We start from the raw sequence: 26,410 nt of genomic DNA, 5'->3' as shown, positions 1-26,410 counted from the left end.
GCCGTCTAGCAAAAAAGTTATAAATTTCATTTTGTTATTAGAATACTATCACGCTTATTGTAAATCGCAGTTTTGTATCTGTCTTATTTATGAAACAAACGCCAAACGAGACACTTTACCGACTATCATTCGATAGTTTTCTGCTACCTCTCGGCAAGTGCTATTCATGATGTCAATAAAGTCGTCCATTTTTAAGTTTTAAATTCTGGTTTTTCCTCTTATTGGTAAGAATATCTGCTAATTATTATCCATGAGACGATATCCTTTGATACTTTTGTAAGTCAAATACTATAAAAGTGTGCCATAACATTAAAAGGCACGCAGGGCAAAAAGTGAACAGCTTAAGTTTGTCGAAAGTCGGGGGGATATATGGCTGTAGAGGTGATTGGTCAACAGGCCGTCGTACAAAAGATTACTGGGGAAGTCATTGCAGTTGAACATAACGGCAATGCCCGAATTGTTAATGTTGGAGAGACGCTCGAGAGAAACGAAATTCTCATTACCGTGAATCGCTCTTCTGTCGTTCTTGTTGCCGATGGTAACCAGTTTCTTGTCGATGAAAATTGTTTAGCTTGCTTGTATGAGCCTTTAGCTGATGGCGATCTTATTGCCGTTACCCCGATAAACGGAGAAGTCTCAGTAAATACTGACTTACTGAATGACAGTGGGATTACTGAAGATGACTTTGCTGCAATCCAAGATGCAATTTTAGCGGGGGCCGACCCGACACAGATCCTTGAAGCGCCTGCGGCAGGTGCAGGTGCTTCTGGTTCAGCAAATGCTGGTTTTGTGACGATTAATTATAATTTTGCTGAGACGATAGCCAGTACATTCTTTGAAACCGCAGGTTTCGATTCGACAACCCAAGAAGAGCAAGAGCAATTTGACCCACTGATTTTGGCCGCGGGTGGTGAAGGCCTTGCCGCAAGTCTTCAGGAAGGTATTTTATCTCAAGGTTCTTACCCTCAATCTACCACCGTTTCAGTGTTGGTTAACTCAGGTGATTTACCTCTCGATCCTACCTCTTTTGTTCCGGAAGCCAATTCTCTTGCTGCGTTGTTAGCTGAGTTAAATTCAGATATTACTTCTGCCGGAGAGCCGGTTACTTTTCGTTATGATACCGTTGAAAATGCCATTATCGGTGAACAGGGCGGTAATGAAGTTGTCCGTATTGATATTGATGCGGTGAGCTCTGGTGTTGATGTGTCTCTTTCCGTTACTGCGACCATTAGTCAGCCCATTGATCACAATCCATCTGTTGGTGGGGGGCTGGTTTCTATTGCAGGCGACCAAATCATTGTGAATTTGGATGTGACTGGTGCTGATAATGCGGGTAATGAGATCCTATCCCCAATTGATATTAGTGTTGGTATTTCTGATGGCTCCAACCCACTGGCCCAAGCCACCGATGTCACAACGGTTGAATCCGAATCAGCAAGCCTGAACGGCACGTTGTTTGAAGAGGGAAGCGATCAAATCCAGTCTGTCGTTTTCACCGAAGATGCATTAGCACAATTTGATGATCTTTTAAGTGATAACCAAGCCATCACCGCGACCTTATCCGATGATAAGACAACGATAACGGTGACAATCAATGGGACACAGGAAACGGTATTAACGGTTAGTGTTGATGCAAATGGCCAGTTTTCTTTCCAACAAAACCTTCCATTAGAGCAGGTCGGTAACGGTGATGATATTGAGCTGAGTCTTCCAGTGCTTGCCACTGACTTTGATCAGGACACCACTGACAATACGCTAAACGTCACCATTACTGATGGCCAGAACCCTACGATTAACGCCACTGAAGGCTTAGATTTATCTGAATCAGGTGTTGCGGGTGGTTCAGAAGAAGGAGTGGCTGCGGTTACCGACACGGGTACAATCGACTTCACTGCAGGTAGTGATGCGGTTGATCATTTTGAGCTTGAGCCGAGTGAATTTAACCAAGATGGTGCGTTAACCTCACAAGGGCAAGCCGTGATGCTTGAGCTTGCCTCGAACGAGAATGGTGTACGAACTTATAACGGTTATATCATCATCGATGGTCAGCAAATCAATGTATTCGAAGTTAAAGTGGATAGCCCGGCTTTAGGGCAATACGAAATCACTTTGCTAGAACAGCTTGACCACTTAGGTGCTGATGATAGCGAACTCTCATTTAACTTGCCCATTTATGCCGTTGATGCCGATGGCGACCGCTCATCGATAGTCGCTGGTGGCAGTGAGCATGCGTCGCAAATTGTGGTCACGGTAACGGATGATGAACCATCTCTGGTTGATCAGTCGTTTGATCTGACTGAGCCTGTTGTTGCAGGCAGCGAGGTCGCATCCTATTCCTTATTCGATCAACCGGGTGCGGATGGTGCTTTCATCACTTCATTTACTTACGGCACTGATAGCTACACATTGCGCGATGACTTACCCGCAGATCAAGAGCAGGCTTTTTCTTTTGCAGAAGGAACCTTGTATGTTACCCGTGATGGTAGTGTGCGCTTTGAAGTCGCGCGTGATATTGATCATAGCGCCGATGAAAACCATTCAGAAGCAACTGCAGTTTACGGCAACCGATGCTGATGGCGACACAACAACGTCCGATCTAACGCTTAATATTTCTGATGGTGCTCTGCCAGAAATCACCAGTGTTGAGAGTGTGAATTTAGCGGAAAGTGCATTAAGTCATGGTTCGGCTCCAGGAGACGCCACACAAACTGCCGAAATTACCTTCACTGAAGGTAGTGATGATTTCAGTCATTTTCGTATTGATGTCAATGCATTCAATACGGCAACAACGCTAACTTCTGACGGGCAGAATGTCACTCTCGTTGAAGTTTCCCAAGGGGTGTATCAGGCGACGATCACTGATGCGTCAGGGACGGTCATTCCTGTATTCCGTATTGAATTTGATGCCAATTCTCCGGGTAAATACACCTTTACGCTTCAAAAAGAGTTGGATCACAGTGGATCTGGCAATGACGATATTCAGTTTACGTTGCCGATTTATGCGGTTGATACCGATGGTGACGACTCAGCGCAAGCCAATATCCAAGTGACGATAAAAGATGATATTCCGACCATTGAAGATATCACTGCAGGCAGTGTTACCACGATCAATGAAAGTCATATTGCCACTGGATCTGATGCGAAGCCGAGCAATGTAATTAATGGTGAGTTTGTCACTGAGCAAGGCGCTGATGAAGTGGTGTCTTATCAGCTCGCAAACAAAGATGCAGTCATTGAAAATATGACGTCTGCTGGCGAACCGCTAACGATGACGGAATCTGTCACAGCAGGTTCCACTACTTACCAAGCGATGGCAGACGGTAAAGTCGTATTTGAACTGATACTCAACAGCGACGGCAGTTACAGTTTTGAGCTTAAACAGCCATTGGATCATGATGTGAATCTTGATGACTTGCTACTGAACTTCAAAGTGACGGCAACAGATGGCGATGGCGATGTCTCCGCGCAGTTTGAATTACCAATTACTGTAACGGATGACAAACCAAGTATTGATGGGTTTACTGGCGAAAATCGAATTGATGAAGATGATCTAGCATCTGGCTCAGATACCGTCAGTGCAGATGATAGTGTGATTAATGGTCACTTTGATGTTACGGAAGGGGCTGATGAAATTGCCTCTTACGAGCTTGTTAATCCTGATGCGATTTTGAATGGTTTATCCGTTGATGGTAGCGTCTTGGAATGGGCGACGGTTGAAACATCCGGTACTCAAACTACATATACGGCGGTCATTGAAGGTACCAACACACCAGCCTTCAAAATCATTTTTGATGCGAGTGACAATAGCTACCGTTTCGAGTTGCTTCAATCTCTAGACCATGCTGATGGTGCAGGAGAAAATGAGCTCACAATTAACATTACAGTCGTAGCGAAAGATTACGACGGTGACAGTAGCGATTCGTTTACGTTGCCTGTGACTGTGGTGGATGATGTACCAACGTTAACGGCTCAAACAATAGAGACAGTGGAGGGCAGCCGAAATCCGGTGTCGGTTGATATGTTTGCCACTGACACAGATAAAGGTGCCGATGGTGCGTCGCTCACTCAGCTTGAAGGGGTCAGTGCAAATGGTGTCAATATCATGTTTGGTGACTCCCCAGCAGATATCAACGCGACGTTTGATATCCCATCCGGTGAATCATCAATCAAAGTGTATGAAGTCAATGGCACCGAGATACGCGAGCTTGGTGAACTGACGGTCAATAGCGATGGTCAAATTGAGTTTGTTTCCAAAGATACGTTGCAGCATCAGGGTGATGACATCTCATTCACGATCAATGTAACAGCAACGGATGGGGATAAAGATACCTCGACACAGCCTGTCGAGATTGTTATCACCGATGAGCAAGCCACGATGATCCCACTTAAAGTGGTGACATTCGAGGACTCGGGTCGCAATGACAGTATTGCGTTTGCGCCTGGCGTAACGGTTGATATGGAAAACGCAGAAGATAACTTAGCTTCGTTGCCTGACGATCTGGCACAAGTTGCCTTAAGTGTGAATCTTCACGATGCTGATAACAACGAGTCTATTGGTGGCTTGACTATTCATGCGGGGGACCACCATGGAACATTCTTTTATGAAAAAGATGGCTTGTTATATGAGCTAACCCCGGATGCCTCAGGGAATATTCATTTACCCGCAGAGTTAATTCAGCAAAGTGCCACCGTGAATGCAAATGGCGACACGATTGCGACCATCGATAATTTGTATTTTGTTCCCGATCGCCACTTCTCAACCAGCCAAAATGGTTTTGATGTCAACTACACCATGGATATCAATAATAATGGCAGCTTGGATCACTCACTAGATGGCAACTTTAAAGTTGAAGTTGAGCGTGTTGCTGATATCGCAACCTGGGATGACAACAATAGTACATACCATTATTCACTCGACGAAGATGACGCGAGCGCGACGTTGCACTTAACGGCTCATACGCAAGATGATAGTCAACCAGAAGCGATTACCTATCAGCTCACCGTGACTGAAGGGGCTGGGAATTTTGTATTGATTGGCGCTGACGGACAACCTATTACTGAATCATCACCGGGTGTGTATTTGATTTCCGCAGCAGATATCAACTCAATAAAAGTAGATCCTAATGATAACTTCTCTGGTCAGATTCGTTTTGACGCAGTGGCGATTACAGAAGAACGCAACAACGCAGTCAGCGGAAAAGAGACCGCAGAATCTGAAGTCCAAGAAGTGATCATTGATGTCTCGCCAGTGGCTGATGAAGGTTCTTTCTCAGTAAACCGAGTGGACATATTTGAAGATAACGCCTCCCATCAGAATGCAATCGATCCAACACAGGAGCATGATCCGCTATTGGTCAGTGAAGTGGTGACAATGACACCTTCACCGGACCAAGATAGCTCTGAGTCAATGTATGTGCGTATTTCTGACTTCTCTGTTGATGGTGTTGAATTGGTATGGCTTGATACGTCGATGCCAAGCCAGATCACGCAAGTGACATTGCCTGACGGTTCGGTGTATTACGAGATCCCTGAGCAGTATCTAGATTCAGTCGAAATATTGCCACCGCTACATAGCAACCAAGATTTCACGTTTAACGTTGAAGGGATCATTAAAGATCAGGCGACGTTATCCGATGGAACAACTGTCGTTGATGAAACCTCATTAGGCAACAAGGAAGTCAATGTTGCGATTAAAGGGGTTGCTGACACTCCAGAGATTGTCATTAAAGATGGCAACACCGATTGGAGTGAATTTACTGAAGGTGACACCTCGGGCATCAAGACGACCATCGATGAAAATGGTACAGCGGAGCTCAATTTCTCTGTTGTTTCTGGAGAGTACTCAGATAAACCGTTAGATCAATCAGAGTCATTAACTGTGCTACTTTCGAATATTCCTGAAGGCGTGGTTCTTGAAGACAGTGACGGGACAACGATTGACTTAACGTTTGTTGGTTACGATAGCAATGGACAACCTATTTATGAAGCGGACATTAGTGCGCTCCATTTTGATACTGGTATTGTTGTTCGTCCTGTGGATTCGGCAACGGCTAATATTGAAATCACAGCGACCATTGTTGTAACTGAAGATGACGGGCATTCAATTACGGTTGAGAAACCAATCGTGATTGAGGTGGCGCCAGTCATTGATACGCAAGACAATTATCTATCGCATTCTCGTGGGAATGAAGACAGTAAAATCACCATCAACTGGCAACCAGAAGGGACAAAAGTTGATGCGGATGAATTCTACGCCGATCTCCAGATCTCGGGTGTTCCTTCCGGTGCTTCTGTCTTTATTAATGGTGAGGCAACGGCACTTACTGAAGGCACTACAGTTACCATTGATGGGGTAAAAATCACCTTTGAAAATGGTGAGCTATCTTTTGAGCCGGATGGAATATCAGAACAAGAGTTCTCTGACTTGATCAGTCAAAATGGTTTTATCCAGATCCAGCCAGAAGCTGATTCTAGTGCCGACTTCACCCTAACAACTACAGCGACAGTGAAGGAAATCGATGCTGAATATGAAGATGCATCTAATCCGGGCCAAGGCATTGCTGAGAAAGTGGTTAACGGCCAAATTGATGTAACTGTGGTTCCGGTGGTAGAGCCGGAAGATGCTGACAACAAGCTGGAAGTGACCGATGCGGCGGGTGCTGCTGAATCTGTAATTCACGCTGGTGATGATGGCAGCATTGAATTTACCATCAACGATGCCAATGGTGACGCCAATATTATCCATTACTTGGAAACCGATGGCTCTTCAGATGAGCTGGTGACTGAATTGGTGGTTCAATTCAATAATACTGATCCAGCCGTACTTGAACAGCTCGTGATCGTGGGTGCAGTGTATGAAGGAAATGGACGTTGGGTGATCACCGATGAAGAAAACTTCAGCATCAAAGCGCCAAATGGCCTGAATTTGTTCGACCAAAACCAACCGGGCCAAGAAAATACCATAGATATTACTATCTTTGCCAAAGTGACGGATGCAGGAGAAGACTCTCCCGAAGCAGCTAACAGCGCTGAACGTGAAACGGACGTGACACTATCCTTCCCGAAAGTAGTGAACCCACATGATCCAGATAAAGCGGCAGAGGTTGATATTAAAGATACTGCCGTCATTACTGGCACCGAGGACAACTCAGTCAATTTAGGTGAGCAACTCGCTGATGAAATTGTGATTTCTGGTCATGATGGCAAAGAAGACATTGTCACAATTGTGATTGACGGAACGGTGACGATCAATGGTCAGAGTTACCCGATCTCTATCAGCGCGAACGATATTGATTTCACCAACGGAAAATATGTTTTCCAAGGTGGGATAGATGCAGATGGAAACCTGACAGGCTTTGATGGGCTAAACTTGAACTTGCCTGAAGATTTCTCTGGTGATTTTGAGCTTCCAATTACCATCATTACTACTGATGTTTCTTCTGGGGATGAGAAAACAACCACAGAAAATGTAACCATTCAGGTCTCTCCTGTTGCTGACACACCAGACAGCACTCAGCCTAATGACAGTACACTGACGCCGGAATTTGATGTGGTAGTGTCTGGTTCATTGGATGAAAATATGGATCCTATCGATATCGATGGAACCGCAGGGGCTGACACTGTCGGATACGAAGACAGCTACATTCAACTCGCGTTTACCTCGACGTTAATGGATAACTTTAACGGTGTTGATGGGGGAGACGAAGTTCTTAGCGAAGTTACGTTAACATTAGCTGATGCAAGTGTTGGTCAGTTTTATGATGCCGATGGTAATGCGTTAGGGACAAGTATTACTTTCTCCGCTGCTGACATTGCTGCTGGCAAATTGGATCAGGTACTGTTCAAGCCTGCGCATAATTACCCGACGGGCAACGATGACAACACAGTGACGATCAATGTTTCTGGTACAGTGACAGATACCGCTACGTTCGATCAAACGGGTGCCGCTTCTGAATCTGATAGTGGTCAGTTTAATACGAATGTTAGCTTCGAAGTTGTACCTGTTGTGGATGATATTGAGGTCTCTGGAGCTGGTGGCGATGGTGTCATTGATATTGTTGGAACAGAAGATGAACCAATCTCACTAGCAACAACAGATCCTGTGACGGTATCACTGACCGATACCGATGGCTCCGAACAGTTTATTTCTCTCAAGCTGACTGATGTTCCGGATGGTTTCTTGGTTCAAGCTGTATCAGGAAGTGGTTACACGGTTAAGAATAACGGTAATGGTGAATGGAGTATTAAGCTACCAGCAGGTGCAGGCAGTGAACTTGATCTAAGCAATATTCAAATCGTGCCACCAAAAGACTTTAGCGGTCATGTTGATATCAATATGGAAGTGTTTACCCAAGAAAACTTGTTGGGTGTGCCGGTAAAACATGATGTCGATTTGCCAAGTATTAGCATCGATGTGCAACCGAAAGGGGACGTCGTGGATGTTGATCCGGTTGATACCGTTGAAGGTATTGAAGGAGAAGATATCCAGATCGATATCAATGCTCAAATTGTCGACAATAAAGACTCACTTCCTGCAAGCAGTGATTACCAAGAGAATGAGCCAGAGACCTTGCGAGTTGAGATTTCCGGCGTCCCTGACGGCGCGACCATTTCGATTCCAGGAGTCACGCCAATTGAAGTCGCTGACGGAAAATGGGTATTTGAAATCTCAGCTCAGCAGTTGGATAACGTGGTATTCAACTCAGGTGACAACAACCATGAAAACTGGGATGGGAAGCTTCAGTTCAACGTGCAGTCGAAAGATACGGGTGTAGATGGCACGACAGTAGACTATGGCCCATCACAAAACTTTGAAGTTTCCGTAGACGTTTCGGAAGTGAATGACGCCCCAGAAACCACGCCTGTTACATTGCCAAATATTGAAGAGGACCAAGCAGATCCAATGGTTATTACATCTGCTGATTTGCTTGCCAATGCCAGCGATATTGAATCCCACAACTTAACCGTCTCTAATTTAGTGCTAAGCGATCCTGCGATGGGGACCTTGGTTCAAATAGATGCTAATACTTGGCATTTTGTACCAGCAGAAAACTACTATGGGGATGTCAGCTTCAGTTACGACATTACTGATGATGGCACCACGGATGGCGTGGCCGATCCGCAAACGGTGGAAGGCAACGCTTTATTTACCGTGGAAGCAACCAATGATGCACCTGAAATTGATGGAAGCAGTATTACTACTGAAATTGAAGAAGGCGCTGGGCAGAAGATTTCTGGCGTGTCAGTCAGTGATGTGGATTACACTGGGCCGCATGCTGGCGAGTCAATGAGTGTGACACTAAGTGTGGATTATGGAGTGCTTTCGGTTGTTGCTCCTGCCGGAAGTTCAGTGGTAATTTCCTCGGGCATTAATGGTGAGGTGATCTTGGAAGGTAGCATTAGCGACATCAACGCATTGCTATCAGCAAGCGATCCAAGCGTTGGTGTGTTTGTGGATACCAGTGGTATTCCGATGGAGCAGGTTCAGTTTACTGTTAAAGCTGATGATCAGGGCGTCTATTATGAGAATGCTTCTGGCATGGTTTTAGAAGACGAACAGTCCTTTACCATTGACGTTAAGCCTGTTGCTCAGCAACCGTCATTGTCAGTTGACCCTGACTTTAACTACGTGAAGCACATTTACGCTCAGCAAAGTGTCAGTAATCAAGGGATCGCGTTGGTAGGCTTAATTGCCATTCTCGCTGATATTAATGAAGTGCTTGCGCTTGAGCTGACCAATGTGCCTGATGGTGCGACGTTAATGAGCAGTGCAGGTAGCGTCATTCAAGACGGAAATGTATGGAAAGTTTCTGAAGACGCAATAGAAAGCTTGGTTATTCTAGGCGCACCTGAAGGCGCGCATCAAATCACTGTGACAGCGGTATCAACTGAGTCAGATGATTCAACAGCATCGTCTGATCCTGTGGTGGTCAATCTAGAAGTGACAGCTGATAGTGGCGATGTAATTCAGCCAACACTAACGGAAGATGCATTAATTGCGGCTGGAAATGAAGGCGCTACGCTTCAATCTGGCAGTGGTAATGATCGTATCGAAGGCGGTGATGGTGCTGATCATCTGATTGGTGGTGAAGGTAACGATACACTTCTTGGTGGCGCAGGTGCTGATGTATTAGAGGGTGGCCTAGGTTCAGACATCCTAACGGGCGGCACGGGTGCAGATGTGTTTGTTTGGCGTGATATTGATAATGGTGCCCAAGACACCATCACAGACTTCAATTTAACAGAAGGCGACCAAATTGATTTGAGAGAAGTCTTACCTGAGCTCCAATCTCCAACGGTTGATATGGATGCGTTATTTGCACATCTTGATGCCAAAGTTGTAGATTCCAATAACATCGAATTGACGGTACATGCGGATTCTACGGGTGGGGAGTCTCAAACGATTGTGGTTGAAAATCTAGGACAACAAATCGATTTCAGTGGTATGGATTCCGCGCAAATCGTAAATACCTTGTTAGAGCAAAATGTGATCATGCACGATACATAATTTAGTCACTTGCAAAACAAAACGCCCTCATAGATTGAGGGCGTTTTTAATTGATTAACCAATAACAACTTGTCCTAAAACGTAGCCTAAACAACAAGCACCAATAACACCAATGAGACCAACAGACATAAACGAGTGATTAAAATACCACTTGCCAATCTTGGTAGTGCCGGATGTATCGAAGTTAACCGTTGCAATGTCAGAAGGATAGTTCGGAATAAAGAAGTAACCGTACACTGCTGGCATAATCCCAATCAATAGTGCGGGATCTAAGCCTAATCCAAGGCCGACAGGTAACATCATGCGCGCCGTTGCTGCTTGAGAGTTCACCACTACAGAAACAATAAATAGCGCGAGAGCGAAGGTCCAAGGGTAGTTTGTCACCATCTCTACGATGCCGGATTTGAACTGAGGCATGGCATATTTGAAATAGGTGTCTGACATCCATGCGATACCAAAAATAGCAATCGCTGCGACCATGCCTGATTTGAATACCACACCGTTTGGTACATCGCGTGGATCTGTTTTAGTTGCCAGCAAAATAACCCCACCAAAACACAGCATCATCATCTGGATAATGATTGACATGCTAATCGGCTTTTCGCCATCCACAATAGTGCGTACTTCAGGAACCATAGCGATAATAACGATGGTCACGATAGAAGCTAAGAAAATGAGTACGGCGTTACGTGCGGAAGAAGGGAGCACTTCGTCCAACGAAGTCGCCGTTGTGCTTTCAATGCGCTTACGCCATTCAGGATCTTTTAGTCGAGCTTGATAACCTGGATCATCATCCAGCTCTTTTCCTCGTTTGAGGCTGTAAAGCGACATGAGTAATGTACCAAATAAGGTTGCTGGTACTGTCACCATCAGAATCGAAACTAATGTAATTTCATGTTGAATATCAGCAAGCTGCGCCAAATAGTACACAACGGCTGCGGAAATTGGAGAGGCCGTAATCGCAATCTGCGAGGCTACAGAGGAAGCCGCCATTGGACGTTCAGGACGAATGCCATTTTTCAATGCAACATCGCCAATGATTGGCATGATCGAATAGACCGCGTGTCCTGTCCCGAGTAGAAATGTCATTGTGTAGGTGACAAAGGGGGCGATTAACGTGACTCGTTTAGGGTTTCGTCTCAATAACCGCTCCGCAACTTGGAGCATGTATTTCAAGCCACCTGCGGCTTCCAAGATGGATGCACATGTAACCACGGCAAGGATGATCAACATCACCGTTACCGGTGGGGATGTTGGTGGCATTTTGAAAACAAAGACTTCGATGACAAGGCCAATACCCGACACGACACCGAGGCCTATGCCACCATACCGAGAACCAATGTAGAGCATGAGCAATAGAAAGAGAAACTCAAGATACAGCATACTAATAATCCCTTTAAGTTATTGTGATATCAGCATTTTCTCTCTAAGTGGGATTTTTTTTTCGACTCTTGGTCACACAACTTACCAATACAAAAATGGAATGACAGGAACAAGATTTTCTTCACGAAATCAATTCGTTAAGTTGGATTAATGTTGGTTGCATGTAATGAAGTTGCACATTGGTAGTGTTAAAGATGTATATAGCACTGGGCAGAAATGTATGATGGATCAAATGACGCTTTAGTTTGGGTTATTGTCGTCTGGTCTTTTTCAATATTTGTAGCAATAACTCAAGAACGGATGCGATGCATACAAAGGTGACTATATTGACTACAAGCAATGTGGCATCAAATGGATCGGTAAATAGGTTGTAGCTAAAACCAAACAACTCAGTGACATGCTGTCCAAGTAAAACGGCGAGAAATATGACAATGATGTTCACTAGAAAGTCCTTGTCGGTCAGTGGCTGAGAATAGAATCATGCTATCACAGCAAGCGATAGTTGGTTCGCTTGCTACGATATTTAGTTGGGTCATTAATGACTCAATTTGACGATAATATGATGTTGTACGTTCTTAAATTGATGCAGTAGTAGAATGGTCTAAAAATAATGGAAATATAATAAAAAACACTGCGTACTATTATACTTATCTAAGTGAGTTAGAAGCTAAAACTACTTATATAATAAAGGGTTAATTCAACTTATTGATAATATTTTATGCTGCATTATCAAAATGAAATAAATGCTATCTTTTTCATAACAAGTTCATATACTGGTTAGAAGTTGTTCAAAATATGACTGGTATCACGTTCGTGAATTCAAACCAAGTCGAATAGTCAGTGGAGGGCGAGATATGACACAACAGGAGAGTTTGTTTCAATGGCAGCGAGTTCAGCGGTTTAATTTTTCTGTCTGGACTGTTTTAAGTGGTGTGCTCCTTGCCCGCACAAGTTATTTTATGGCATGGCCATTTCTTATCGTCTTCCTATATCAAGATTATGGTGCCACCGCGACGGAAGTCGGGGGCATGCTGGCAGCATCAGCATTAGTCGGAGCAATTACTGGCCTATACTCGGGCTATTTGTCAGATAAATTTGGTCGTAAGTGGGTCATGGTGTCGGGGAGTTGGATTGCTGCTCTGGCATACAGTGGTATTGCGATGGCAGACCAAGTGTGGCAGTTCTATGTATTAATCATTATCACTGGCTTAATGCGTCCCATGATTGAAGCGCCAGCGAAGGCTGTTATTGGTGATAATTTAGAGGATCTTAAAGATCGAGAGCTTGCATTAAATATTCGTTACTTCTTGCTAAATTTAGGTGGTGCAATTGGCCCTCTTATTGGCGTGACGCTCGCTTTGTCTGAGCCACAAAAACTCTTCTACTTTGCTGGAGTGACTTATTTAGTTTATGGCGTATGGCTGCTTGTCGGGATAGAGCGAAGCGGCAAAGCTAAGAAAGTGGATCGTTCGCTGTTACCTAATTTTCGAGCCACTCTTAGAATAATCAGCAAAGATAATATCTTTGTGCTGCTTATGATCGCCAACTTTCTGATGATGTTTGTGTACGCGCAAGTTGAATCATCCATTCCACAAGTGATTGTTCGCGCGAGCGGAGAACAAGCAGCACAGATCATTGCAGGTTTAGTGCTGGTCAATACGTTAACCATTATCGTATTTCAGTTTCCTATGCTTAAGTGGTTGGAGAAGGTTCCTCTCTTTACTCGAACCCGAATAGGAATGGCATTGATGGCATTGGCACAGGTTGGTTTTATTATGACTCCTGCCGACTGGCCTATTGGCTGGGGTATCGCCTGCTTTATTCTTAGCCTAGGGGAAGTGATTGCGTTTCCTACGTTAAATGTTCAAATAGACAGAATGGCGCCAGCACACCTGCGCGGTTCTTACTTTGGCGCTGCTGCACTCTACTCACTTGGTTTTGCGGTAGCCCCACTGATTGGTGGTATGGTCATTGAATCGTTAAGTTCAGCATGGTTGTTTGGCGGCTGTTTTACGCTTTGCTTGCTGATGATGTGGTTATACTGGCGAGCAGAGCACATGGAAGATAGTGTCGAACGAGAGCCTGTAACACAAGCTTAGAATCAGCCCTCATTTTGAGGGCTGATTTATTTATTCAGTTAAGAAGACAAGATGTGAACTGACGCATTATTAAATTCGAAAGATAAAATAAGTTGCAACTCTCTGATAGCTTTCGTTTGCTAAATTGTTATTTTCAATAAATCAAATAGATACAGAAATACTCTTAATATTTATGCTTATTTTTTATGATCTTTGAAAGGTTTTATTAAGTTATACCTCAAGTATATTTATTGTGATCAATATTATCGTTTGAATATATTCTCTTTATTAAAATAATTTTGCAATATCACATATAAATGGAATTTTGTTATGAACAAATACATATTTACTGCTTGCTTAATTTCGACAGCTTTTTCTACTTATGCAAATGATTGGAGTGTACCTGATTTGATGGTAGGGAAAAAAGGATTACAACAAACAGTTCAGCATAGGTTTGTGGGAGAAGGAATAGATTTTTACCAAGTGACTAGAGGGAAAAGCGTTGGGGAAGCGTACCTATTATCCTCTGGAGTCCTTAATTCAAAGGATGTTGACAAATATACTGAATTTCTAAATAAACACTCAATAAAGTTTTTATCAGAAAAGGCTCCAGAGCTTACTCCAAATAATAGAACTTTAGGAAATATCATACGAATTAGAAATATAGGAAATAAAGAAGAAACCAAGTTATTGGCTAAAGAACTACAGAAAAGTGGGCTAAAATTTTCTGTCCGTTATTCCGCACAAGATGGTTATGAAACTAGTGGTCCATTTACTATCAGTTTATTGCGCATTGATCTAAATAAATACCAAGGAAAGATCAAAAGTATTTTAGCTAAAGATAAAATATATGATGCGGAGTCAGTTACGAGTATGGCTGCTCGTAATGATGCTTTAGCTGCAATTAACGCCGGCTTTTTTGTGTTTAACGATAAAGTTGGAGATTATGGGGCACCTGCTGGTATTTATGTACAAAACGGAATGTTATTAAGAGATGCTTCGAATGGGAAAGCGGGGTTGCTCATTGATAACTCCGGAGAAACAACAAAATTGCAGATTGGGTCATCCATTACCAGCACTTCATTCTTGTTGATTAATGGAGAAAAAATTCAGATCGACGGCATAAACCGCCAGCCAGGTATTTTACTCAATTGTGGTGGTTATGGTGATACACCATCAAATGAAACTATGCATGACTACGTTTGTACTGATAAAGAAGAAATTACAGCATTCAATTCTTTTTTTGGCGAGAGCTCTCCATCAGGAGAAGGAAAGGAACTTATTGTTAACCCTGAAGGCAAAGTTGTCAGTATTGCTGATCGTCTAGGTGCGAATATCAAACCGGATTACATCCATTTGCAGGCCACTGGAGGTTTACTCGACTCAGTTAGTGTTGGAGACAGCGTGGTATTAGAAAGCCTAGTTAGGGTTGATAATAAGGACATTGTATTAAAAGAAGGCATGACAATTATCAATGCCGGCCCGGTCCTTGTAAAACAAGGTAACATTGACAAAACCGCAAGAAATGATGGTTGGAATCCATATCCTGAGATCGGCTCTGGTGAAGGTGCGCAAGATGATGATGGGCTTGGAGTAGCCGCGAGTGACAACCGAGAAGGTTTCTATAACGGTTGGATACTTCGTCGCCACCCAAGAACTGCGATTGGTATGACTGACTCGAACATCGTTTATGCTGCTGTTGTATATGGACGTCAGCCTACGGTGACGGAAGGGGCAAGTATTAGTGATATGGAAAACCTAATGAAAGCACTCTCCGTTGACAACGCTCTGAACTTGGATGGAGGTGGCTCATCAATGATGATTGTGGATGGAAAAAATACAGGTAACTCATCAGACGCTACAGAAAGAAAAGTATCGGACGCACTTATATTTACTAAGTAATAGTGAGTTGCAGTAAGCCCGCTGAATAGCGGGCTTTTTTATGTCTATCGTGTGATCAGTTCGATGGGTTCACCGGCATGCTGTGGGTCAAGTTTTAGCGTTTGCGTTGGGTAAGCAATGTCTGCATCGTGCTGGTGGATGATGGTCATGATTTGTAGCAGAACATCTTGTTTTACTTCGTGGTAACGAATCCAATTTACCGTTTTTGTGAATGTATAGACCAGTAAGTCCAACGATGAAGGGCCAAAGGCGTTGAAGTTGACGATCAGCGTTTGCTTGGTATCGATATCAGGATGATTTTCCAACATGTTTTTAATTTCAGATACGATCAGCGCAACTTTAGCTCCGTCGTCATAACGTATCCCGATATTTTCTTTAATACGGCGGTTCAGCATTCGGGATGGGTTTTCGACTACGATATTGCTAAAGACGGAGTTCGGCACATACAAAGGTCGTTTGTCGAAGGTTCGAATAATGGTCATTCTCCAACCGATACGCTCAACGGTTCCCTCAATTTGGCGATCAGGAGAACGAATCCAGTCTCCAACTTTGAATGGACGGTCGAAGTAAATCATCATGCCACCAAAGAAGTTGGATAGAAGATCTTTGGCTGCCAAACCGACAATTAAACCACCGACACCACCAAATGTGAGTAAGCCCGACAGGCTAAGGCCAAAGGCCTGCATCACGGTGAGTGCGCCAATTACAATAAAAAATAGTCGTGCAACTTTGGCAACGGCTTGGACCGTTGTCTCATCCCGACTTTGAGTGGTAAGCACGTACTCCTCAATATTGTTGATAAGTCGCATGATGACCCACACAAATATTGCAATGACCAACAGTAACTTGAGTGTACTTAGCCAGTTAAGGCGTGTGCCCATGTGTTCTTGTAAAACAAAACCAAGGGAAATGGTTCCAGGCCAACACCAGATGAGTGTACTGATAGGTGTTTTTAGAGCCAGCAGCGTTAGGTCATCCCAATGAAAATTGGTTTTTGAGACCAACACTTCTAGGCGGTTATAAATAATGCGCCAACACACCCAAGCTAAAAAGCTTGCTGCGGTGATGAACAGTACATTGTTGTCCCAGCTATCAATAAAAGCGTTTACGTTACTCGGTAGCTGGTTAATCCATTCATTCATAAAGTCATATCTTGTAATTGAGAATGTTCGACAAATTATAAAGCGAATCTTCGCCATTAAGAATCAGGGAATTAAGATCAGAGAATTTAATTGAGCTTTGTTTCGTTAGATTCTTGTCAGAATGTAACGCATCAATTTGATAAGTGCATTTTATGAGCGCACACTTTCGCGCTTCATCAGAACAATAAAGGTAACACCATGAAACCAGGTAGTAAGCAATTCGCAGTGATAGGCCTTGGACGATTTGGCCTGTCAGTATGTAAAGAGCTACAAGAGTCTGGAGCGCAAGTACTCGCTATCGACATTAACGAAGATCGTGTTCGTGAAGCGGCAGGCTTTGTGACACAAGCTTTGGTTGCAAACTGTACCAGTGAGGAGACGGCTGCGGAGCTAAAGCTGGATGACTACGACATGGTGATGGTTTCTATTGGTGCTGATGTGAATGCCAGTATCCTGACCACGCTCGTTGTAAAAGAAGCGGGTGCTAAATCGGTTTGGGTTAAAGCGAATGACAAGTTTCATGGCAAGATCCTGCAGAAAATTGGTGCAGACCACATCATTATGCCTGAAAGGGATATGGGCATTCGGGTGGCTCGTAAAATGTTAGATAAGCGTGTGCTTGAGTTCCAAGAACTAGGATCAGGTCTTGCGATGACAGAAGTGGTGGTTGGTTCGCGACTTATGGGTAAAACACTGGGTGACTTGGCTTTATGTCAGGAAAGCGGTGTACAAGTATTGGGCTTTAAACGTGGGCCGGAAATTGTCAAAGCACCAGAATTATCCACTGAATTGGAAATTGGTGATGTGATCATTATTGTGGGTCCTCAAGTAACGTTAGCCAAAAAATTGAAAAACCTATGAACTCATTTCAGCGACAAGGGTTGTTCTATTCGTTAGAGCCAGAAAAGAAACAACAGAAAGGCTCTGAACCTAGAATCATTCTTATCAGCTTTTTAGCTGTATTGCTCCCTGCGGCCATCTTACTCACATTACCCGTATTTTCGGTAACTGGGCTTTCAATTACGGATGCGCTTTTTACCGCGACGTCTGCCATTAGTGTGACTGGGTTGGGTGTGGTTGATACTGGTGAGCATTTTACGCTTGCAGGAAAGATCTTGCTGATGTGTCTGATGCAAATTGGCGGTTTGGGGCAAATGACGTTGTCTGCGGTTTTGTTGTATATGTTTGGGGTGCGCCTTAGTCTAAAACAGCAAGCTTTAGCAAAAGACGCATTGGGACAAGATCGTAAGGTAAATTTAAGAAAGCTCGTTAAGAAGATCATTATTTTTGCGCTGGTTGCAGAAGGGCTCGGCTTTACAATTTTAGCATTTCGTTGGGTGCCTGAATTCGGGTTGGGTACGGGACTTTTTTATGCCCTTTTCCATGCGATTTCAGCCTTTAACAATGCCGGTTTTGCATTGTTCTCCGATAGCATGATGAGCTTTGTGGATGATCCATTAGTCATATTTACATTGGCAGGGTTGTTCATCTTTGGTGGGCTAGGTTTCACCGTGATTGGTGATGTCGCAATGAACTGGCGCAAAGGCTTCCACTTTTTGCATCTTCACACCAAAATCATGTTGTTGGCGACACCTGTACTGTTATTGGTGGGGACCATTCTCTTTTGGTGTTTAGAGCGAAATAACATGGCGACAATGGGGCCTTTAGATGTGTCTGGTCAATGGCTTGCTGCTTTCTTTCAATCTGCAAGTGCGAGGACTGCTGGTTTCAACAGTGTCGACCTGACACACTTCTCTCAGCCAGCGCTGCTTATCATGATCATTTTAATGCTGATTGGTGCCGGTTCTACTTCAACGGGTGGCGGTATAAAAGTGTCGACATTTGCCGTTGCATTTGTGGCTACTTGGACATTCTTACGCCAAAAACGACATGTCGTGATGTTTAAACGTACCGTTAACTGGCCGACTGTTACCAAAGCTTTGGCGATCATTGTGGTGAGTGGTGCGATGTTAACCACGGCGATGTTTTTGTTGATGCTGACCGAGCAAGCGAGTTTCGACAAGGTCATGTTTGAAACGATCTCGGCATTTGCGACAGTGGGGTTAACGGCAGGCCTGACGGCAGAGCTTTCTGAAGCAGGTAAGTACATCATGATCGTGGTGATGATCATTGGTCGTATAGGACCACTAACATTGGCTTATATGTTGGCCCGCCCGGAACCAACATTGATCAAATACCCAGAAGATAACGTTCTAACAGGGTAAACTAGCTCGCGCCACACTATTTGTTTCCGAAGTGTTCAGATAGTGCGGCGCGCCGGTGCTTTGCGGCACCGCCTCCTTCCATGTCCACGGTATTTTCATACCCCTCTTTAATAAAACGCTGAGTAGGGCTGTTTGGAACCAATCGCCGAAGTTGAGGGGAATTCATGGTTCCTGCTATCTGGTAAATGGATGTTCCTTGACCAGTCTCCACATAGACTTTCTTTCCGTCAAACTCGAACTGTGTTGCAACAAGGCGGTTATTGCGTAGAACTCCTTGTTCACTCAGTACTAATACTTCAACGTTGTAGCCAGGTGCACCTACTTCAATCCACTTTCCGTAGACATGTTTTGGATTAACATAGTCTTGATAGCTAAAGTACAGCAATAGCGAGAAGGCAATGGCTAGGACGCTAAAGACAACCGCAAACAGAGTTTTAAAAAGCGAAGGACTTCTCATAATTGACCGATATGCAGAGTTAGGTTTTCGCGATCGTTTCTTTGAGGTCAATTTATACAGCTCCAAGGCATAAGTGTTGAGTGAATCCAGAGATTGTAAGAGTTTCCTCTACAACGCAATCCCTCAATATGGATTTTTGAACTTCACCCAAAAGTTGTAGCTTAAATGCTGTGATTCTATGACCTAAATCAATTGCTAATTATAGTTCACTCAGTGATTGGCTGGGACGTTACCTGATTAAATTGTACATATTAACGCATGGGCAGTTGCTAATTATCATTTTATGGGATGGTGTGGTGAAAACTTCTGAATACAGAATCTAAAGAAAGCGTTTTTACCTAAGCTACTTGCAAGTTCACTAATAAATAGTACTTGTTGAGACGCCTTTTTTTGGTTAAAAGTAATTTTCAATTTTATAAAGAAAATCAGCCCAAGGAAGACAAAATGATAAACGAAAACAGTTACTTTGATGGTGGTGTTAAGTCTTTAGGATTTGACCAACAAGGTTCAAGCGTCAGCGTAGGTGTCATGTTACCTGGTGAATATACCTTTGGTACCGCCGCGCCAGAACGCATGACTGTCGTTAAAGGAGAACTCGTTATTAAGCGTGATGGCGAGACTGAGTGGAGTTCTTTTAAATCAGGAGAAGCCTTTGAAGTAAAAGGTGATTCATCTTTCGATCTGCAAGTCAGTATTGCGACAGCATACTTGTGTGAATACTTGTAAATAAAAAGCGCCACGCATTATAGGGTGCGTGGCGAACTATTTAAGCATTACGTCATGGCAGTGGTATTAGCGTAACGCTTTCTATCTGCGGTTAATATTGAGCAAAATTCCCGCTGTTATAATCCTTGATTGCTTGTTCGATTTCTTCAATGCTGTTCATAACAAAAGGGCCATAATGGACAACTGGTTCATCGATAGGATCACCAGTGAAAACCAAAACGCCTGCTTCATTTTCTGTTTGAATCGAGACCTCATCGCCTAAGCTTAATAGCCCCAATTCGCCTTCGGAAAGTTTAATATCCTCAACAATTACAGAGCCTTGATAAACATATAATATGGCATTTTGAAAACTACTTGTCGCAAATTGCAAATCAGAATGACGAGATGCCCGCCAGTCAGCAACGTTGAGAGGCACACCTGTTTGGTCCAACGGTCCGCGAACGGTGGTGCTCTTGAGATCAAACTGACCTGCTATTACTCTGAGTAAACCCATACCATCTTGCTGATATTCCATGATCGTTTCTGACTGAAAGTCATGATAGCGAGCGGGTGACATTTTCAACTCTGCGGGTTGGTTAATCCAGATTTGAAAACCATGGAGCGAGCCCTTATCCATTACGGGCATTTCACTATGAATAACTCCTTTTCCAGCCGCCATCCATTGTGCGCCACCAGAGCGTAATTCGCCCACATTCCCCATATGATCTTTGTGTTGAAAGTGGCCGTTTAACATATAAGTTAGGGTTTCAATGCCTCGATGTGGATGAGGTGGGAACCCACCGATGTAATCAGCACTGTTATCTGACTTCAGCTCATCGATCATTAAGAATGGCGAGAAACTTGCATTATTGAAGCCAGCAACACGACGAATCTGAACACCATCACCGTCTGATGTGGGGTGAGATGCGATGATTTGTTTTATTTTTCTTTGTGTTGTCATAGCGTTGCTCCTACTTTTTGTTTACAAGTAGTGTAGTGAGAAGGCAGCGCAAACAAGACAGTTATGCTTTGTTCAAGTTGTTCGATTATTTCGAAAAAGGACTGAGAATTAATCAAATTTTACTCGTCAGAGCTTTGACTATACTTAATTTATGACGGAACCGCTTCGAGAGGAGGACGCTATGGCTGTTGTACCCAAACATACAGACCAACACGCTCGTTACGATCCCAGTCAAGATTTCACTACTGAACAACGACATCGTTTCGGGAAGATTGCAAACAAGGCGCAAAAACGTCGAGAAGAGTTGGAAGAAAGACCTAATATTATTTCAGCGGCTAAATCTGCTGCAATGAGACCTGTTGTGGTACCCAAAAAAGATAAACCCAACACAGCTCGTTATGCTGCATGGCTGATTGTCGTAATGGCATTTAGTTTGTGGCTAATGTACATGAATGGTTAGGCTTTCTTAATCGGTGTTACTTTTTTATCAACGTTACGATGAAAATGATCAAGGGGGGCAGATGTCACCCCTTGATAGTATCTAAACTGGTTCTTTCCACTGTGCTTTGCGGCATACATCGCTTTGTCAGCACATCGAGTAAGCTCAGGTAATGAGTCTGCATCTTCAGGGTATAACGCGACACCGACACTGACGGTTAAATGATTGATGCGTTCAGAGCCTTGATAACTGTTTTCAAATAAATGGCATATGCGGTGCAATATGCCATCGAGATCTTTCCTACTTTTCACATCATATAACAACAGAACAAACTCATCTCCGGCGAAGCGGGCGATAGAATAGTCGTGCTTATTGGTTTTCCTATCCTTTGAGCGAATATTGTTTTTTAGTCGGTTAGAAAAGTGTTGAAGTACTCGATCTCCCACATCATGACCATAGGTATCATTAATCGTTTTAAAATCATCAATATCTAAAAATACCAATGCAGTGAGGTTTCTTGAGTTTCCGAGCTCAGAAAGCTTCTCCAGGGCCCAGTTTTCGAAGCTCCATCGATTAGCAAGGCCTGTGAGTTGATCTAAGTAGGCGAGGTCTTCAATACCTTCTTTATAGAGTGATTGGATGTAATTCATAACCTTGGTGTAGTAGTAGGAAGAAACATTGCAGAGCAGGCACAAAGCAAAAAGACTGAGCAAGAAGCGATCACTTGCTACATTGACTCCTAGGTAGACGGCATCTGTAAATAGGATCGCAAATAAAGTCAGCAAACAAAATGAAACACTAAAGACCAAGCCGAGCTTAAAATCGTTAATAAGCACGATAGTAGCGATGATTGGAAAGAGCCAAAGCAGGCGATCTGGAAGAAATTCGCCATAGAGCAACAAGATGATCCCTTGAAAGAGCAAAACCGCAGTAAGGATATGATCGGAGTAATTAACTTCTTTTAAGTGGTATAAGTGCCACAGGTTGAAAGAAAGGATGAGTGCACATAAGACGTTGAGTAGAGCGAAGGGGTAGTTTCCTCCGAGAATATGGACAGTGCTATAGCCAAGCATGATTAGCATGGATACGATAGAGCATAACAACACGATTTTACATTTTCGTGTAGCTCGAATATCTGCAATTTCTTCAAGATGCCTGCCGGCAAAGTGTGTCATGCCTCGCTTTTTCCTATTGTCTATAACTCCGCAAGTTAAGAATAGGAGAAAAATTAGAAGCTGAAGCGGCTATTCAAATTTATTATGTGAGCATCTTCAATTATTTATATGAATTTTGTTTCTTATTGTTGCTTTGTTCATTTATCCAAGAAAATGACTAATTCCTTGTTATTAATACTGCAATGATTTTCGTAATTACAAAGTGCTACATTTTGTTTTCCGTACTTCATTCAGATTGTGGTATAAAAATTTAATTTTTATGAGAAAACAATCTAGTAATACGGCAATCTAAGTTGGTTAAGTTTTGATGGATTCCTGAGAGCCGAATTCACTTTTTAACCAATTTCTTACAGTGAGAATATGCTCATTCTTAAGTTTGTTGGGTGGACACACAAAGTAAAACTGCTGATGTGGATTCTGAACGGGTGTACCGACTTCTTTCAATAACCCTTGTTTTACATCATCTTTGACAAACTGACGGTGTGTAACAAATATCCCTTGCTTTCGAATTGCAGCCTGAACGGCTTGAATAGAAGAGGTGAAAGATAAATTACGAGCAATGCGAGGTAAAGCGACATCAAAGGCGTAACACCAGACTTGCCAATCAAACTTTCTCCTATCGTTGTCTGTGGTAATCGCAGGAAAGCGACGCAATAGCTCAGTAGGATCGGAGGTTATCGCATATAACTCTGGGCTACATACCATGATGAGCTCGTCTTCAGAGAGCAGTTCACAGTAGTAATCTGGCCATTCCTCACTCGTTCCGTGAATAATGGCAGCATCTACTCCTTCCGCTTCCATGACAAATGTACCTGCAAGGGTCGATATGCGCAGATCTAACTGTGGTGCGTACTCATTGAATTGATGAACTCGGGGAATCCACCAATGCATGGTGAGTGAGTTAATCATATTTAAAGTGAGGCGGTGAGAACTTTGGTTTGCTATTAGCTGGTGAGTTGCGTTGACGATTTGTTCAATCGCGGGTGCAACTTGTTTGTAGTACTGACGACCTGCTGTATTGAGGACGACATGACGTCCAATTCGCTTGAACAGCGGCTGACCAATCTGGCTCTCTAATGACTTGATCGCTTGACTGACAGCAGAATGACTAACATTCAGTTGCTCCGCGGCTTGGGTCATGCCTCCAGTTTCAACGACAGCAATAAATGAGTACAGCGCTTTTAAGGGGGGTAGTTTCATAATATGTAAGTTTTTCTTACTGATTGTGTAAATATTACTCGTTTTTAAATGAATTTGCATGTCTTTAGAATATTAGCTAAGGAGGTGCTTTATTTATGTCTATGTCCCCAATTTTATTTATGCTTGGTTCTACACTGAGCCTTTCCGTGACTGGTTTATTGTCAAAATACCTTACACATGAAATGAATATTTACTTATTAAGCGAGTTACGCTTTCTCATTCCTGCACTGCTGTTATTGCCACTGTTCTTTACTCAACGTTTTCGCTTTCCAGCATCAGGAGTTCGAAGTGCTTTGCTGATACGTGCTGGATCGATTGCGATTTGTCAGCTTGCATTCCTGTTTTCTCTTGAACACTTAAGTTTGGTTGAAAGCGTGGTGCTATTTAGTACCGGTCCTTTATTTATTCCTTTGCTTGAACGTGTTTTCTTTGCTGTTCCGTTAAAACTGTCTGCCGTTGTGAGTCTATGCATTACCTTTTTAGGCGTCGTATTGATGACAGGGGATCTTTCATCTTTCCATCTTAGGCTCGAATTATTGATTGGCTTGGCTGCAGGCTTGTTTAATGCGGCTTCACAGCTCAGTCTGTATCGAATGAGTAAAAGCTCATTAGGAGCAACAGAAATCAATTTCTGGACGTTTCTATTAGCTGCGGCTTTGTTGCTACCGATGATCTTGTGGGTTTGGGTGAGTGGTAGTGGGGAGAGTGTCGATTGGGTTAATGAGCAGGCGCTTTTATCCGGTGTTGCACTTGTTACGATGTCTGTGATGATCATTAATACACAGGTATGCCGAGCAAAAGCCTATAAAATGGTGGCGTCGAATTCTCAACTCGCACCGCTTATATTTACCAACTTGCTGTTTGCTGCAATTTGGCAAGTATTATTCTTTGACGAAGCATTCAGCTTGCATCAAATTTTCGGTATTTCTCTTATGGTATTTGCTTTGATCAGCCAATCCGTGATGCCGAGATGGCGTAGTAATAGAAGCATGACTATAAAACAAAGAGCAGCCTAGGCTGCTCTTTGTAATACATTATTTTTTGGCAACTAAACCATAGGGCAACCCAGAAAACATGCGTGGGTGGTTCTGAATATTGGGGGCTTGGTTAACACCTTTCCAATCCAATAACATGATGGCTAATACGTTACGATGTTCCCCATACTCGAGATCAAAATCTCCAGTGACGGATGGGATCATACCGTGTTGCAGGTCGATAGAAGATTGGATCTTGGCGCGTGTCTTCTCGACTACAGGATCGTTTTCTAAGCCAGCAAGCAGGAAGGAAATACCAACTTCAGCGATCACATCCTCTTTTGCTCTGAGTAAAATGGTATCGATATTCTGGCGGAAGTAGTCGTAAATCCATTGGTGTGTTGCTTCACTAATTTGACGCTGGTAGTACTGTGAATCAGCAAAAATAATATGTGTCATGCCATAAAGCTTGTTGCCATATTGCTGTTTGGAAAGTCCTTTGTCATCAATGTCCGGATAGGTTGTTTTGAATGCGCTGATGAAGTCATTGACCACGTCCTGTTCACCGAGTTGACGTAGCCAGTAAACTTGATTGGCAAGTTGAGCTGCCCAAGCGCGGATCATTTCCTGATCGGTGGCGTATTTTTTGAAATCGTAACGACGAATAATGCGGCGCAGTTTTTTATCTTCAACATGCTGGAGTCCATATTCATTCGCTCTTGCCATTGAGCCCAACAACCCAACACCCAAATAGAGATATTCAGGCGTGTGTTTGGTTACGGTGTAGCGTCGGACACTGCGTTCATCTTTGTCACCAATATAACCACTGAGACGTTTTTCTGAATACAAATAGATCTGCTCTGGTGTATAAACTTCGGCCGCAAATTGATTTAACCGACTACTTACACGGGCCAGATCACTCCAAACCGCAGCACGATATTTGGTATCCAGTGTTTGCCTGAACATGCGCAGGCCATAATGCCCTTCTTTAAAGGCTGAAAGCGTATAGAGTTGAGGTTCGTATGTCTGTCGAATGACAGCTGCAGAATCAGGATAAGAAAGCTTTGGTACGTCTTCAACCGAGGCTAAAGCGCTGAAAGAACATGTTAAAGAAAGGCATAATGCTATCAAAGGGTTGCGCATATAGTGTACCAAACGTAAATAACAACAGAGTATTTGAACGTATCAGCTATTGAACGTATCAATGTAATCGTAGCGTCAGATTCACGTTAAAGCCCTTTTACAAGTGATCTTATGCTCAT

General features: G+C 43.3%; 17 protein-coding genes. 9 read left to right on the top strand and 8 right to left on the bottom strand.

Annotation, left to right across the window (positions count from 1 at the left end):
* Positions 1-369 precede the first annotated feature (369 nt).
* Both ACQEXU_RS09740 and ACQEXU_RS09735 read left to right on the top strand, forming a co-directional pair.
* The gene (locus tag ACQEXU_RS09740) at positions 370-2,574 is read left to right on the top strand and encodes a retention module-containing protein (RefSeq protein WP_427010649.1); all 2,205 of its coding nucleotides are present in this window, start codon (positions 370-372) and stop codon (positions 2,572-2,574) included.
* The gene (locus ACQEXU_RS09735) at positions 2,468-10,507 is read left to right on the top strand and encodes a cadherin-like domain-containing protein (protein ID WP_427010648.1); all 8,040 of its coding nucleotides are present in this window, start codon (positions 2,468-2,470) and stop codon (positions 10,505-10,507) included. The genes ACQEXU_RS09740 and ACQEXU_RS09735 overlap by 107 nt, the downstream gene beginning before the upstream one ends.
* A gap of 54 nt (positions 10,508-10,561) precedes the next feature.
* On the opposite strand, the gene ACQEXU_RS09730 is transcribed toward ACQEXU_RS09735, so the two are convergent.
* Complete coding sequence (locus ACQEXU_RS09730) at positions 10,562-11,890, bottom strand: anaerobic C4-dicarboxylate transporter (RefSeq protein ID WP_367990178.1); 1,329 nt, start codon at positions 11,888-11,890, stop codon at positions 10,562-10,564.
* Positions 11,891-12,140: 250 nt separating this feature from the next.
* Positions 12,141-12,332, bottom strand: coding sequence for a hypothetical protein (locus ACQEXU_RS09725; protein WP_367990177.1), 192 nt, complete (start codon positions 12,330-12,332; stop codon positions 12,141-12,143).
* Positions 12,333-12,744: 412 nt separating this feature from the next.
* On the opposite strand from ACQEXU_RS09725, the gene ACQEXU_RS09720 reads away from it, so the two are divergent.
* Both ACQEXU_RS09720 and ACQEXU_RS09715 read left to right on the top strand, forming a co-directional pair.
* Positions 12,745-13,989 carry an MDR family MFS transporter gene (locus ACQEXU_RS09720; RefSeq protein WP_427010647.1) on the top strand — a complete coding sequence of 415 codons (1,245 nt, stop codon included), beginning with the start codon at positions 12,745-12,747 and terminating at the stop codon, positions 13,987-13,989.
* A gap of 309 nt (positions 13,990-14,298) precedes the next feature.
* Positions 14,299-15,870 (top strand): phosphodiester glycosidase family protein, encoded by a 1,572-nt coding sequence (locus tag ACQEXU_RS09715; protein ID WP_427010646.1) that lies wholly within the window; start codon positions 14,299-14,301, stop codon positions 15,868-15,870.
* 44 nt (positions 15,871-15,914) lie between these two features.
* Here ACQEXU_RS09715 and ACQEXU_RS09710 read toward each other — a convergent pair whose 3' ends face one another.
* Positions 15,915-17,012 carry a mechanosensitive ion channel family protein gene (locus ACQEXU_RS09710; RefSeq protein WP_427010645.1) on the bottom strand — a complete coding sequence of 366 codons (1,098 nt, stop codon included), beginning with the start codon at positions 17,010-17,012 and terminating at the stop codon, positions 15,915-15,917.
* 198 nt (positions 17,013-17,210) lie between these two features.
* Between ACQEXU_RS09710 and ACQEXU_RS09705 the strand changes: the two genes are divergently transcribed.
* Both ACQEXU_RS09705 and ACQEXU_RS09700 read left to right on the top strand, forming a co-directional pair.
* Complete coding sequence (locus tag ACQEXU_RS09705; protein WP_367990174.1) at positions 17,211-17,873, top strand: potassium channel family protein; 663 nt, start codon at positions 17,211-17,213, stop codon at positions 17,871-17,873.
* Entirely contained in the window at positions 17,870-19,237 is a 1,368-nt protein-coding gene (locus ACQEXU_RS09700; RefSeq protein WP_427010644.1) for a TrkH family potassium uptake protein, read from the top strand. The genes ACQEXU_RS09705 and ACQEXU_RS09700 overlap by 4 nt, the downstream gene beginning before the upstream one ends.
* Positions 19,238-19,253: 16 nt before the next feature.
* Here ACQEXU_RS09700 and ACQEXU_RS09695 read toward each other — a convergent pair whose 3' ends face one another.
* Positions 19,254-19,694, bottom strand: coding sequence for a DUF2850 domain-containing protein (locus ACQEXU_RS09695; protein WP_427010643.1), 441 nt, complete (start codon positions 19,692-19,694; stop codon positions 19,254-19,256).
* 444 nt (positions 19,695-20,138) lie between these two features.
* Here ACQEXU_RS09695 and ACQEXU_RS09690 point away from each other — a divergent pair, with 444 nt between their 5' ends.
* Positions 20,139-20,420, top strand: a complete 282-nt coding sequence (locus ACQEXU_RS09690; RefSeq protein ID WP_367990171.1) for a pyrimidine/purine nucleoside phosphorylase — start codon at positions 20,139-20,141, stop codon at positions 20,418-20,420.
* 91 nt (positions 20,421-20,511) lie between these two features.
* Here the strand turns inward: ACQEXU_RS09690 and ACQEXU_RS09685 are convergent, their stop codons facing one another.
* Positions 20,512-21,360, bottom strand: a complete 849-nt coding sequence (locus ACQEXU_RS09685; RefSeq protein WP_427010642.1) for a pirin family protein — start codon at positions 21,358-21,360, stop codon at positions 20,512-20,514.
* Between the two features lie 181 nt (positions 21,361-21,541).
* Here ACQEXU_RS09685 and ACQEXU_RS09680 point away from each other — a divergent pair, with 181 nt between their 5' ends.
* Positions 21,542-21,820 carry a hypothetical protein gene (locus tag ACQEXU_RS09680; RefSeq protein WP_367990169.1) on the top strand — a complete coding sequence of 93 codons (279 nt, stop codon included), beginning with the start codon at positions 21,542-21,544 and terminating at the stop codon, positions 21,818-21,820.
* On the opposite strand, the gene ACQEXU_RS09675 is transcribed toward ACQEXU_RS09680, so the two are convergent.
* Positions 21,817-22,974, bottom strand: coding sequence for a GGDEF domain-containing protein (locus ACQEXU_RS09675; RefSeq protein ID WP_427010641.1), 1,158 nt, complete (start codon positions 22,972-22,974; stop codon positions 21,817-21,819). The two genes, ACQEXU_RS09680 and ACQEXU_RS09675, sit on opposite strands and share 4 nt — an antisense overlap.
* 297 nt (positions 22,975-23,271) lie before the next feature.
* The gene (locus tag ACQEXU_RS09670; RefSeq protein WP_427010863.1) at positions 23,272-24,177 is read right to left on the bottom strand and encodes a LysR substrate-binding domain-containing protein; all 906 of its coding nucleotides are present in this window, start codon (positions 24,175-24,177) and stop codon (positions 23,272-23,274) included.
* A gap of 92 nt (positions 24,178-24,269) precedes the next feature.
* On the opposite strand from ACQEXU_RS09670, the gene ACQEXU_RS09665 reads away from it, so the two are divergent.
* Positions 24,270-25,190 carry a DMT family transporter gene (locus tag ACQEXU_RS09665; RefSeq protein ID WP_427010640.1) on the top strand — a complete coding sequence of 307 codons (921 nt, stop codon included), beginning with the start codon at positions 24,270-24,272 and terminating at the stop codon, positions 25,188-25,190.
* An 18-nt stretch (positions 25,191-25,208) separates the two neighbouring features.
* Here ACQEXU_RS09665 and ACQEXU_RS09660 read toward each other — a convergent pair whose 3' ends face one another.
* Positions 25,209-26,291 carry a DUF3541 domain-containing protein gene (locus ACQEXU_RS09660; RefSeq protein ID WP_427010639.1) on the bottom strand — a complete coding sequence of 361 codons (1,083 nt, stop codon included), beginning with the start codon at positions 26,289-26,291 and terminating at the stop codon, positions 25,209-25,211.
* Positions 26,292-26,410 lie beyond the last annotated feature (119 nt).

Source organism: Vibrio sp. TRT 21S02, from assembly GCF_050113675.1.
In the GTDB taxonomy this organism is placed as follows: Bacteria; Pseudomonadota; Gammaproteobacteria; order Enterobacterales; family Vibrionaceae; genus Vibrio.
Note: the sequence above shows the minus strand (reverse complement) of the source record. Positions and strands in the feature narration are given on the sequence as shown.

Coding starts and splice junctions, on each gene's coding strand:
- ACQEXU_RS09675 (WP_427010641.1), bottom strand. CDS start 22,974: ATGACACACTTTGCCGGCAGGCATCTTGAAGAAATTGCAGATATTCGA.
- ACQEXU_RS09715 (WP_427010646.1), top strand. CDS start 14,299: ATGAACAAATACATATTTACTGCTTGCTTAATTTCGACAGCTTTTTCT.
- ACQEXU_RS09665 (WP_427010640.1), top strand. CDS start 24,270: ATGTCTATGTCCCCAATTTTATTTATGCTTGGTTCTACACTGAGCCTT.
- ACQEXU_RS09735 (WP_427010648.1), top strand. CDS start 2,468: ATGTTACCCGTGATGGTAGTGTGCGCTTTGAAGTCGCGCGTGATATTG.
- ACQEXU_RS09695 (WP_427010643.1), bottom strand. CDS start 19,694: ATGAGAAGTCCTTCGCTTTTTAAAACTCTGTTTGCGGTTGTCTTTAGC.
- ACQEXU_RS09740 (WP_427010649.1), top strand. CDS start 370: ATGGCTGTAGAGGTGATTGGTCAACAGGCCGTCGTACAAAAGATTACT.
- ACQEXU_RS09730 (WP_367990178.1), bottom strand. CDS start 11,890: ATGCTGTATCTTGAGTTTCTCTTTCTATTGCTCATGCTCTACATTGGT.
- ACQEXU_RS09685 (WP_427010642.1), bottom strand. CDS start 21,360: ATGACAACACAAAGAAAAATAAAACAAATCATCGCATCTCACCCCACA.
- ACQEXU_RS09700 (WP_427010644.1), top strand. CDS start 17,870: ATGAACTCATTTCAGCGACAAGGGTTGTTCTATTCGTTAGAGCCAGAA.
- ACQEXU_RS09680 (WP_367990169.1), top strand. CDS start 21,542: ATGGCTGTTGTACCCAAACATACAGACCAACACGCTCGTTACGATCCC.
- ACQEXU_RS09690 (WP_367990171.1), top strand. CDS start 20,139: ATGATAAACGAAAACAGTTACTTTGATGGTGGTGTTAAGTCTTTAGGA.
- ACQEXU_RS09720 (WP_427010647.1), top strand. CDS start 12,745: ATGACACAACAGGAGAGTTTGTTTCAATGGCAGCGAGTTCAGCGGTTT.
- ACQEXU_RS09660 (WP_427010639.1), bottom strand. CDS start 26,291: ATGCGCAACCCTTTGATAGCATTATGCCTTTCTTTAACATGTTCTTTC.
- ACQEXU_RS09710 (WP_427010645.1), bottom strand. CDS start 17,012: ATGAATGAATGGATTAACCAGCTACCGAGTAACGTAAACGCTTTTATT.
- ACQEXU_RS09705 (WP_367990174.1), top strand. CDS start 17,211: ATGAAACCAGGTAGTAAGCAATTCGCAGTGATAGGCCTTGGACGATTT.